Source organism: Colwellia sp. 5_MG-2023, assembly GCF_030547795.1.
Lineage (GTDB): Bacteria > Pseudomonadota > Gammaproteobacteria > Enterobacterales > Alteromonadaceae > Colwellia.
Genome location: NZ_JAUOPW010000008.1, coordinates 58,879 through 70,451, shown reverse-complemented (window position 1 = coordinate 70,451; position 11,573 = coordinate 58,879). Strand labels below are relative to the sequence as shown.

At 36.9% G+C, this 11,573-nt stretch carries 9 protein-coding genes; all 9 read left to right on the top strand.

Annotation, left to right across the window (positions count from 1 at the left end):
• Positions 1 to 136: 136 nt before the first annotated feature.
• On the top strand, positions 137 to 1,426 hold the full coding sequence (locus Q4496_RS08125) for a PAS domain-containing sensor histidine kinase (protein WP_303610211.1): 1,290 nt from the start codon (positions 137 to 139) through the stop codon (positions 1,424 to 1,426).
• Positions 1,413 to 2,753 (top strand): sigma-54 dependent transcriptional regulator, encoded by a 1,341-nt coding sequence (locus tag Q4496_RS08120; protein ID WP_215973359.1) that lies wholly within the window; start codon positions 1,413 to 1,415, stop codon positions 2,751 to 2,753. Before Q4496_RS08125 ends, Q4496_RS08120 begins: the two co-directional genes overlap by 14 nt.
• A 236-nt stretch (positions 2,754 to 2,989) precedes the next feature.
• Positions 2,990 to 3,352 carry a flagellar hook-basal body complex protein FliE gene (gene fliE / locus Q4496_RS08115; protein ID WP_303601393.1) on the top strand — a complete coding sequence of 121 codons (363 nt, stop codon included), beginning with the start codon at positions 2,990 to 2,992 and terminating at the stop codon, positions 3,350 to 3,352.
• Between the two features lie 192 nt (positions 3,353 to 3,544).
• A complete protein-coding gene (fliF, locus tag Q4496_RS08110; RefSeq protein ID WP_215973371.1) occupies positions 3,545 to 5,245 on the top strand; it encodes a flagellar basal-body MS-ring/collar protein FliF in 1,701 nt (566 codons plus the stop codon).
• Positions 5,238 to 6,293 carry a flagellar motor switch protein FliG gene (gene fliG / locus Q4496_RS08105; protein ID WP_215973357.1) on the top strand — a complete coding sequence of 352 codons (1,056 nt, stop codon included), beginning with the start codon at positions 5,238 to 5,240 and terminating at the stop codon, positions 6,291 to 6,293. The genes fliF and fliG overlap by 8 nt, the downstream gene beginning before the upstream one ends.
• Positions 6,294 to 6,397: 104 nt before the next feature.
• Complete coding sequence (gene fliH / locus Q4496_RS08100) at positions 6,398 to 7,183, top strand: flagellar assembly protein FliH (RefSeq protein WP_215973356.1); 786 nt, start codon at positions 6,398 to 6,400, stop codon at positions 7,181 to 7,183.
• A gap of 60 nt (positions 7,184 to 7,243) precedes the next feature.
• A complete protein-coding gene (gene fliI, locus Q4496_RS08095) occupies positions 7,244 to 8,593 on the top strand; it encodes a flagellar protein export ATPase FliI (RefSeq protein ID WP_215973355.1) in 1,350 nt (449 codons plus the stop codon).
• 99 nt (positions 8,594 to 8,692) lie between these two features.
• Positions 8,693 to 9,148: a flagellar export protein FliJ gene (gene fliJ, locus Q4496_RS08090; protein WP_215973354.1), complete on the top strand. Its 456-nt coding sequence runs from the start codon at positions 8,693 to 8,695 to the stop codon at positions 9,146 to 9,148.
• Between the two features lie 314 nt (positions 9,149 to 9,462).
• Positions 9,463 to 11,526, top strand: a complete 2,064-nt coding sequence (locus Q4496_RS08085) for a flagellar hook-length control protein FliK (RefSeq protein WP_303610210.1) — start codon at positions 9,463 to 9,465, stop codon at positions 11,524 to 11,526.
• The last annotated feature ends 47 nt before the right edge of the window (positions 11,527 to 11,573 follow it).

The following is an 11,573-nucleotide window of genomic DNA, read 5'->3' as shown; positions in this document are numbered from 1 at the left end:
CAAGCTAATGCCAATCATTTGACAGTGTGGTTTTAGTAAAAATAACACTTTAAGGTATTGATAAATAATAATAAAAACTGTGGCACGTATAATGCTTTAGTCAACGTGATATAAATTTATTTTGGACGTTGATTTTATGGCACTTGCACAGCATTTTATTGCTAATAATGGTTTTAACTCTGTAAAAATCCCACTGCCAACGAATGCATTGGCAGACTCAACTTTATTAGAAAAAGAGGCTTTTCCTGGCGAATTAGCGTCATTACGAGCGCAATTGTCTCAAAATAAGTCTACTCCAAATGAAGTTAACCCACAAAAAAAAACACACCCTGGCCTAAACTTTCTGCAACAAAAAAATCGACATTCAAATTACACTGAAATGGCTGATCAGTTGATTGAAATGATGCCGACCGGTTTGGTTATGCTTGACGGTAATGGTGTGGTTGTAAAAATTAATAAAGTGGCTAGAGCTTTACTTGATGAACCTATTTTAGGACAACCTTGGTTTAGTGTGATTGCTCGTTCGTTTAAACCTCGTGCCGATGATTGGCATGAAGTATCTCTTAAAGATGGTCGTCGTGTTAAATTAGAGATAGCGAGTTTAGGTGAACAACCAGGACAGTTAATCATGATAACTGATTTAACTGAGACCCGCTTATTACAAGATAAAGTCGGTCAAATGCAACGACTGTCATCATTGGGGCGAATGGTCTCAACTTTAGCTCATCAAATTAGAACACCACTTTCTGCAGCTATGTTATATAGCGCTAATTTATTGAATAAAAGTATTTCTGATGAGTCTCGTGTTAGTTTCCAAGAGAAGTTAAGTTCACGGTTGCATGATTTAGAGCAGCAAGTTAATGACATGCTGTTATTTTCTAAAAGTGGTAATGAGCAAGTTGTTAAATCGTTGTCAGTTAATGAGCTGATTAATGATGCAACCCAATCAATGGATGCATTAATTATTAAAGCGAACGCGAAACTTAATATTCACTTACCTGATAATGATCATTTTATTTTAGCGAATAAAAATGCGTTAACTGGTGCCATTCAGAATCTAATTCATAATTCATTACAAGCAACAGATGCAAACAAAGTTAAACAACCTGTGATTAACATTCAAATTTATAGTCAGCATAATACTGTTTATATTAGTGTTAAAGATAATGGCGCAGGTATTAATACTAAACATATCGATAAAATATTTGAACCATTTTATACCTCTAGCCATAAGGGAACAGGGCTTGGGTTAGCGGTAGTGAAATCAGTTATGGAAGCACATCAAGGTAAAGTTAATTATTTAAGTAAGCCGGGAGAAGGCGCACATTTTTGTCTTAAATTACCGTTACTAAATAAGGCTAGTGAAACACAATATGAATCAGTACAAAACATAAACCAACAGGAGAAGTCTCATGAGTCATCATAAAATATTGGTTGTTGAAGATGATGCTGGTTTACGAGAAGCATTGATTGATACTATCACATTAGCTAATTATCAATGCATTGAAGCCGATTCAGCCGAAAGTGCGTTGCTTTTATTGAAAAACTATAGTGTTGATATTGTCATTAGTGATGTGCAAATGGGTGGTATGTCAGGACTTTCTTTATTAAAAAATATTAAAAAAAATCATCCTAATTTACCGGTATTATTGATGACAGCCTATGGCACTATTGATGATGCTGTTGAAGCAATGAAACATGGTGCTTGTAATTATATTGCTAAACCTTTCTCGCCAGAAGTATTGTTAAATATGGTAAGCCAATATATACCATTATCAGAGATTGATAAAAATACGCCGATTGTTGCGGATAAAAGCAGTGTTGAGTTATTAAGTTTAGCACGTAAAGTTGCCACAACGGAGGCATCGGTTATGGTGCTTGGTCCTAGTGGCTCAGGTAAAGAAGTGTTAGCGCAGTATGTGCATAATAATTCACCTAGATCTCAACAACCTTTTATTGCAATTAACTGTGCTGCAATTCCTGAAAATATGCTAGAAGCCACTTTATTTGGCTATGAAAAAGGCGCTTTTACCGGAGCAATTCAAGCGTGCCCTGGAAAATTTGAACAGGCACAAGGAGGGACAATCTTACTTGATGAAATCACCGAGATGGATTTAGGCTTACAAGCTAAAATTTTACGTGTATTGCAAGAGCGTGAAGTAGAGCGTTTAGGTGGTAGAAAAACAATAAAATTGGACGTGCGTGTTATAGCAACGAGTAATCGTAATCTTAAGGAATCTGTCAAACAGGGTGATTTTAGAGAAGATTTATATTATCGTTTAAATGTTTTCCCGTTAACTTGGCTGCCTTTAGCACAACGTCCAGATGATATTATACCGTTGGCTCAGCATATGGTGGCGAGTTACTGTCAAAAAACTGGCGAACAAGTTGCTGAATTTACAGCGGCAGCCCGAAGTAAATTAAATGCCTATAGTTGGCCGGGTAATGTACGTGAACTGGATAACGTTATTCAAAGAGCTTTAATTTTACAAAGCAATCAAGTGATTGATGCAAATAACTTAATGATTGAAAACTTTGAAACATCAAGTGTTAATGAAGTTGATAATATTATTGCACCTGAAGATAAATTAGGTAGCGAATTAAAGCTGCAAGAAAATCAAATTATTCTTGATACCTTACAAGCTTGTCACGGTAGTAGAAAAGAAGTTGCTGAACGTTTAGGTATTAGCCCGCGAACCCTGCGTTATAAAATTGCCAAAATGCGCGATTCAGGTATTAAAATTCCTGCATAAATTATGTTTTCTATTTTCAATGTCAGCTGTTCATTTAGGCAGCTGACGTTATTTTGTCTTAAACACCCCTCATTCTTAATTATTCTATATTTTTAACCTATTGTTTTAATTTGGTTTATAATTATCTTGTCTGTGTATTCTATATTTGCAATCTATTGGCACTATGCTTGCAGAATTACTAGTTATATATAATTTTTATTGCGTTATAGCAAAAAATTGACACAAGTGAGACTACTATGGACATCAGTACTAATTCTTTATTCGCACAAATGCAAAGTATGTCATTACAAGCGTCTGGTAATAGGATTCCAGCCGTTGGTGGTGATATGGAAGGTATGCCAGGTGTTAATTCAGCAGGGAAAATTAACTCATCAAGTAATGATTTTGGTAATTTACTCACTGATGCATTAAAAACAGTTCATGAATTACAGCAAGATACCGGTGCTAAAAAAATGGCTTTTGAAATGGGAGATCGCAGTGTTTCGCTAGGTGATGTCATGATTGCATCGTCAAAATCTGGTATTGCTTTAGATGCTACAGTTCAAGTACGTAATAAATTTGTTGAAGCATATAAAGAAATTATGAGCATGCCAGTGTAATTTAAGCGGATCAAATAACCAATAGCGGCGTTGCTTTCAATCGCAATAGGCCAGCTATTACTCATTCAAGCGCCTTGCTCTTGATGATTTACTCTCACTTAAATGTGAGTATGAAAAATAAATAGCAGTAGTAAGCGGAGAAGTAAAGTGGCAGATACAAATTCAATGGTAGCAACAGATAATAATAGTTCCATGATTGCCAATGATTATGGTGATGATAACGCTATTGAAGAAAAAAAATCAGGCTTTGCCGCTGCTTTAGGTAATGCTGATACCTTACGTCAAATCACCTTAGTTGTCGCGCTATCAATCTGTTTAGCTATTTCTGTTTTTGTCATTATCCTCGCGAACGAACCTGAATACCGCTTTTTAGCGAAGCAACCTACAGAGCAACTTATTAAAACAATGGATTTTCTTGATGCCAATAAAGTTGATTATCGTCAAGAAAATAACACTCTCTCAGTACCAACCGATGAATATCAAACCATAAAGTTATTATTAGCCCGCGAAGGTTTATCAGCTGAAGCGACAGAAGGCGAAGATATGGTAATGCAAGATATGGGCTTTGGTGTTAGTCAACGTTTAGAACAAGAACGTTTAAAGTATGGTAGAGAACAACGCATCGCTAATACTATTGAAGAATTACAAAGTGTTTCACGCGCGAAAGTATTACTTGCTATTCCAAAAGAGAATATTTTTGCTCGCCGCGAGAAAAATCCTTCAGCGACAATAGTACTGACTTTACAGCGAGGACGTTTACTTTCGGCTGAAGAAGTTGATGCTGTTGTTGATATTGTTGCCTCATCAGTTCAAGGAATGAGTCCTAATCGTGTAACGGTAACAGATCAAAATGGTCGTTTATTAAATTCAGGCAGCCAAAATTCAGTGTCTGCTCGTTCGCGTAATGAATTAGATATTGAACAAAAGCGCGAACAAGAATATATGGATAAAATTTCTAATATACTCATTCCTATCGTTGGCCTAGGTAATTACACTGCGCAAGTGGATGTAACCATGGATTTTACCAATGTAGAAGAAACCGCTCGTCGTTATAACTCTGATTTACCTGCGCTGCGCAGCGAAATGAAAGTTGAAGATAGCACTATTGGTGGTTTATTAGGTGGTATTCCTGGTGCTTTAACTAACCAACCACCACTTGAATCAAGCATTCCAGAAGATGCAGAAGGTCAACAGGTGAAGTCAACACCAACCAGAAAGCATAGTGAATCAACTAAAAATTATGAACTTGATGAGGCGATCAGTCACACCAAACAGCAAACAGGGGTTGTTCGCAGAGTGAGTGTGTCAGTCGCACTTGATTATGTTGATGGCGTCGCACCTGCAGTTGACCCTGAAGCTGAAGAAACAGCCGTTGCAGCGGTTGCTAAAATACCAAGAAGTGTTGCTGAAATAGCTTCTATTCGACGTTTATTACAAGGAAGTATTGGTTTTGATTTACAAAGAGGGGATGTTTTAGAAGTTATTACTATTCCTTTTAATCGTATTGATCTTGGTGAAGCAGATGTGTTGCCAATGTGGGAACAGTTATGGTTTTTGAAATTATCAAAACTTCTGATGGCGGCTGTAGTAATTATAGTGCTAATTATGGCTGTTGTTCGTCCGATGTTGAAACGTTTAATTTACCCAGATAGTTCACCAGATGATTATGGCGATAAATCCCTTGATAGTCATATAGATCTTGGTGATGAAACCATGGATATGCTAACGTCAGACTTCGATGCAGGTAATGTTGGTTTTGCTCCTGATGGTAGCTTACAATTACCAGACCTTCATCGTGATGAAGATATATTAAAAGCGGTTCGAGCATTAGTTGCTAATGAACCTGAATTGTCGTCTCAAGTAGTTAAAAGTTGGTTGACCGAAGATGAGTGATGAATTAAACACAGGCGGAGAGCTTACCGCAACAAAACCAAGTTTTGATATTAGTAAATTAGAAGGCAGTGAGAAGGCTGCGATTCTATTGTTAAGCCTATCTGAAGAGGATGCTGCACAAATATTGAAGCATCTAGAGCCTAAGCAAGTACAACAAGTCGGTACTGTTATGGCGGCAATGGAAGACTTCACACAAGAGAAGATTACCGCAGTACATAAACAGTTTATTCATGATATTCAAAACTTTTCTACTATTGGTTTTCAAAGTGAAGATTTTGTTCGTAAAGCCTTAACGGCCGCTTTAGGTGAAGATAAAGCTGGCAATCTCATTGATCAAATTATTATGGGCGGGGCGTCAAAAGGTTTAGACTCTTTAAAATGGATGGACTCTAAGCAAGTGGCAAATATTATAAGAAATGAACATCCCCAAATTCAAACGATTGTACTGTCTTATTTAGCACCAGAGCAATCTGCTGAAATTATGAGCCAGTTTACAGATAAAGTGCGTTTAGACTTGATGATGCGTATTGCTAACTTAGAAGAAGTACAACCTGCCGCACTTCAAGAATTAAATGAGATTATGGAAAAACAATTTGCTGGCCAAGCAGGTGCTCAAGCAGCCAAAATGGGTGGTTTGAAAGCTGCAGCAGATATCATGAATTATCTTGATACTAACGTTGAAGGTACACTGATGGACTCGATGCGAGAAAACGACGAAGAAATGAGTCAACAAATTCAAGATTTAATGTTCATTTTTGAAAACTTAGCAGATGTTGATGATAGAGGCATGCAGGCAATTTTACGAGAAGTTGAACAAGACGCGCTAATGAAAGCTATTAAAGGTGCAGATGAAGCTCTCAGAGAAAAATTCCTTAGTAATATGTCGAAACGTGCTGCTGAAATGCTAGTAGATGATCTTGACGCAATGGGGCCTGTACGTATTAGTGAAGTAGAAGTTGCACAAAAAGAAATTCTTGCCGTTGCTCGTCGATTATCTGACGCAGGTGAAATTATGCTTGGTGGTGGCGGTGGCGATGAGTTCTTATAATTGTCATTGATGATAGTAAAATACTTATTTGCTGTTTGGGCTTTATACTTATTTGATTTATTAAGTATTCGTTTAACAAGTTACCAACCCGTTTTGAGAAAAATATGAATAAAACATCACCCCGCATTATAAAAGCAAAAGAATCAGAAGAATTAGATGTTTGGTCTTATCCAAATGTGCAAGCAGAAGTGGTTGAAAACCAAGAAAGTCATACGAATGCTTTAGGAAAAAAGAGCACATGGCGCTTTGAACCGCCAGAAGAAGAAATTGAAGAGCCTGAGCCGCTTACCGCAGAAGAAATTGAAGAAATAAGACAAGCAGCACATGATGAAGGCTTTAGTCAAGGCAAGGAAGAAGGGTTTGGCAAAGGTTATGAAGAAGGCAAAGCACAAGGCATTGAAGAAGGTACTATTCAAGGTATTGAAGTAGGTACAGAGCAAGGTTTAGCTCAAGGTAAAGAAACGATTGACACGTTAAGTGACAATTGGAAAAGTTTAATTGAACAGTTAGACAAGCCCTTAGCGAGTGTTGAAAAAAATATAGAAGAACAACTGCTAAATTTAGTTGTGCAATTAACAGAAGCTGTTGTTTTACAAGAAGCTAAAACCAATCCCGATATTTTGATGGCTGCTATCAATGCCGGTATCAAATCATTACCTAGTAATGAATCTACAACGCAAATATATTTAAACCCTGAAGATATTAAACGCGTAGAACAGCAGTTTGGTGCATCTCACATTCAAGAAAGTGGATGGAAATTGCTGCCGGCACCACAATTAAGTGTCGGAAGCTGCCAAATAGAAAATAGCACTTCTAACATTGATTTACAGATGAAGTCTCGTTTAAAGCAAGTATTGGAATCTTTCTTGCAGGATGCTTTACATCAATAATTTTTTGACTAGTTAGGCGTAAGTAAATTTACGCTTTTATCTCATGTTGAAGGGTAAATAATGGTCGATAGCCAACGTATTAGTGATAGATTAAAAAACAGTCAAAAATTTATACACCCATTTAAAGAGCCTGTTGCTGGTCGCCTAGTACGTGTTGTGGGTTTAACCTTAGAGGCTGTTGGTGTAAAAGCGCATATAGGTAGCCAATGTTTAGTTGAAACCGCTCATGGTGATTTATTAGCCGAAGTTGTTGGTTTTGCACAAGAGATAACTTACCTTATGCCGGAAGAGAGCCTGCGTGGTGTGTTACCCGGTGCTAGGGTACTTCCAATATCAGCTAAAATGCACCTTCCTTTGTCAATGAATTTACTTGGGCGAGTAATTAACGGCATAGGAAAGCCGCTTGATGGGAAAGGACCTATTACAAATGATGATGACTATAAATTAAATACTAGCCCTATTAATCCTTTATCACGTCGAGCCATTACTGAACCACTTGATGTTGGTGTACGCTCAATTAATAGCTTTATTACCGTTGGTAAAGGCCAGCGTATGGGGTTATTTGCAGGCTCAGGTGTTGGTAAAAGTGTACTCATGGGTATGATGACACGAGGAACAACAGCTGACGTTATTGTCGTTGGCTTAGTTGGAGAGCGTGGGCGAGAAGTAAAAGAGTTTATTGAAGAGATCTTAGGTGAAGAAGGGCGCGCTCGCTCTGTTGTGGTCGCTGCACCGGCAGATAACTCTCCTTTAATGCGGTTAAAGGGTTGTGAAACCGCAGTACAGATAAGTGAATATTTTCGCGATCAAGGATTAGATGTTTTACTACTTTTAGATTCATTAACTCGATACGCGCAAGCACAACGAGAAATAGCGTTAGCAGTGGGAGAGCCTCCTGCAACAAAAGGTTATCCACCGTCAGTTTTTTCTAAATTACCACAACTTGTTGAACGAGCTGGTAATGGTGGGGAAGGGCAAGGATCAATTACTGCTTTTTATACCGTATTAACAGAAGGTGATGATCTGCAAGATCCTATCGCTGATGCCTCTCGTGCTATTTTAGATGGCCATATTGTCTTATCGCGAGAACTTGCAGATGCAGGACATTATCCAGCTATTGATATTGAAGGGTCAATTTCTCGTGTAATGCCAATGGTCACTAATGTTGAACATCAACAACTAGCCCGTCAGCTGAAACAGATTTATTCTGTTTATCAACAAAACAAAGATTTAATTGCTATCGGTGCTTACACTAAAGGAAATGATCCTCGGATTGATCAAGCGATAAATGTTCAGCCAGTTATTAACTTTTTTTTACAACAACAGATTCAAGAAGTAATACCTTTTGAACAAAGTGTACAGCAATTACAAGAAATAATAGCTGCTGCTACGGCTAATGCGAAGCGTTAATTAAAAGAATTAATTGAGCGCGTTAAGTCTTAGCATTAAATGTTCAAGACTAATAAGTTAAGTATCTTCAACATGCTAACCGTTTAAGGAATACATATTATGGCGGCAAATAATAACAAGCAGTTACTCACGCTATTAAAGTTTGAGCAAAGTAAGGAAGAGAAGGCGGAGAATGCACTGCGCAATGCTGAAAATGATTATCAGCAAAATTTAACTCGCTTACAAAGTGTGTCTGATTATCGATTAGAATATATGTCGCGTTTAAGTGAACGAACAGCGCTTGGCTTGGATAGCGCTACTTATAATCACTATCATGCTTTCATTAATAAGCTCGATAATGCAGCAGAACAAGTTAAAATTGCGATGAATCAAGCTAAAGCGTTAGTTGAACAAAGTAAAGAGTTGTGGATCAAACAAAGACAAAAAGTACAGGCTGTCGAAATGCTTACTGATAAGCGTAATGCAGCGTTAATGAAGATTGAAAGCAAGAAAGAACAAAGTATGTTTGATGAAATATCTACCCAACAATTTTTACGTCGAAAATCGAATTATTAATCGAGTTGGACATACTTATTAGACTCGATAAAACGTGTACCTTAAATTGCAATTTATACGCTAATTTTGACCTAGGAGTTTAATCCTAAATAACAAACGGTAGTAAGTTTGCGTAAGTGAATATTCAAGCGATAAAACTAGCGTCATCACTACTAAAATTATTTGTACACTATATTCACTCGTTATAGGCATTTTAAAGCTAACTGGAATGATTATTGCTTATCTAAAGCTGTTAAGGAGTTTTTTCTTAATTTATAGTTTGGTTAAAGTGTCGTTATACTTTAGTTATATCAATTTTAGCAATTGGGGCTATTATGCAACAACTCAATGTTTTATCCATGAAAGTATCACAAGGTATCGAAAATAAAGACGATGCAGGTGCTTTAAATTCCGCTTCACCAAAGGATAAATTTTCCCAGCATATAGACATACAGCTCTCTAAAAATAAGCAACATACTAAGTCTGAAAATAATCCCCCTAATGATAGAATCGTCTCTAATGAAAAAGCTTCTTCGAAAACGAGTAAGCCAGCTATTGAGCAAAAAAATATAAGTAGGGATGATAAAATCCAAGATAGATCCGAATATCATCAGGCTGTAGTTGATAACGCTGATCCGGCAACAAATATGCAAGAAGTTGCCGCTCTTGGCAATCAAGATGAACCTGATACAAGTATAGTAAATGCTGATGATAAAAAAATTGTTGATGAATCAGAATTACTTATGACTTTTTTAACAAAGGTTGATCAAACGCTAGTGACTGAGGCTTCTTCCGATAAAGCAGTGCCTTCAATAGTGGATGCTTCAGCAGTGAATGTTAATGAAATGCCTGACGAGAAAACAACAAAACTTAATACTGAAACATCTTTAAAAAACAAAGGTTTATCGACTGGGTTGTCAAGTGTTGCTAAGGCTGTTTCCTCAACCACAGAGGTGAGAACGGATGCTATTCAAGGACCAGATAAGTTAATTAATTCATTAATTTCTGAAGATAAAAACCCAGAAATTGGTAAAGGGAGTAACATTAACGAAAATATTATGGCTAATCAGGCGAGTAGTACACTATTAATTGATGGTGAAAGTCCAACTGATGAAACGTTGGCTACAGAAAAATTAGTGAATAGTGCTCAAGATAAAGTGAGTAAGGGGAGTGCTAATAACCTAGAAACTGATTTAACTAAATTAGCTGAAAAAAATGTTATGGCTAATAATAAAATAGCAGAACAAGTGGAAATAAATCCTCAGGATGAAAATACCTCTCCTCAGAAGTTTGTAGATACAGCTATAGCAAGCCAAAGTACAATACCAGTAGGCACTGAAGTAAAAAGCGATAATTTACAGCAAAACCTTATGACGGCTAGCAAAGAAGTTAACCCGAATAATATCAGTGGATCGGTAAGAGAGGTGTTAGGAACTTCAATTGGAGCTGATGATGGTAGCGACAGTGAAGTAAAATCAACAATTAATGAAAAGCTAATGAAAACTGATAATGGGGTTAGCGTTTTAAAAAATGAGTTAACCACAGCTGAAGTTGATACTGTTGTTGAAAGTAGTAAAACTCAAAGTGGCATAGTAAAAAATAATGATAATTTAACTTCACAGGTTATCAATAAAAATGCAGTGCCTACTAATTTAGGACAAGCTTCAGTTGCGTCTAGCATGGAAGAAGCTAGTACGTTTGAGCCTGAAGAAGTCTTGAATGAACAGTCAATTGATAAACTTATTGGGCAAAATAAAATAGTAGATGCTGATGGTAATAAGAGCGTAAATAATAAGGCTAGTACTACAGCAGATATTATTGAACCGAATAATCGTAGTAATTTTATTGGTGAGGCGAGTAAGACAACACAAGATGCTTACGATAGAGTAGAGCAACAATCATCTGATGCATTGGCATTAACAGCCAATGGCGAAGTAGTACAAAGTCAAAAAACTAACATCCAATTACATCAGGAAACTATTTCAATTTTTAGACGAGATTTTGCCGACGCAGTAAAAGATAAAGTGATGTTAGTTATTTCACAAAAATTACAGCAATTTGATATTACACTCGACCCGCCTGAATTAGGTAACGTGCAAGTAAGAGTTAACTTGCAAGGTGAACAAGCAACTGTTAATTTTGTTGTTCAAAATCAACAGGCTAAAGAAGCTTTTGAGCAAAACATGCATAAGTTAAGAGATCTATTAGCTGAACAAGGTGTTGATGTTGGAGATGCGAATGTTGAGCAACAGTCTCAGCAATCAGATGCTGAAGCAAGTAGTGGAGGTAACCACAGTCAATTCTCACAAAACACGGCAGATGCTAGTGATGTGGTAGAACATAGTTTATCAGCTAGAATATCGGATACCTCAACTAAAGTTATCGATTATTATGCATAAAAAAAATATATGAATAAAATTGCAGATAAATTAGGCTAAATATCACT

Coding starts and splice junctions, on each gene's coding strand:
- fliF (WP_215973371.1), top strand. CDS start 3,545: ATGATTGCCAATGATTATGGTGATGATAACGCTATTGAAGAAAAAAAA.
- Q4496_RS08125 (WP_303610211.1), top strand. CDS start 137: ATGGCACTTGCACAGCATTTTATTGCTAATAATGGTTTTAACTCTGTA.
- fliE (WP_303601393.1), top strand. CDS start 2,990: ATGGACATCAGTACTAATTCTTTATTCGCACAAATGCAAAGTATGTCA.
- fliJ (WP_215973354.1), top strand. CDS start 8,693: ATGGCGGCAAATAATAACAAGCAGTTACTCACGCTATTAAAGTTTGAG.
- fliI (WP_215973355.1), top strand. CDS start 7,244: ATGGTCGATAGCCAACGTATTAGTGATAGATTAAAAAACAGTCAAAAA.
- fliH (WP_215973356.1), top strand. CDS start 6,398: ATGAATAAAACATCACCCCGCATTATAAAAGCAAAAGAATCAGAAGAA.
- Q4496_RS08120 (WP_215973359.1), top strand. CDS start 1,413: ATGAGTCATCATAAAATATTGGTTGTTGAAGATGATGCTGGTTTACGA.
- Q4496_RS08085 (WP_303610210.1), top strand. CDS start 9,463: ATGCAACAACTCAATGTTTTATCCATGAAAGTATCACAAGGTATCGAA.
- fliG (WP_215973357.1), top strand. CDS start 5,238: ATGAGTGATGAATTAAACACAGGCGGAGAGCTTACCGCAACAAAACCA.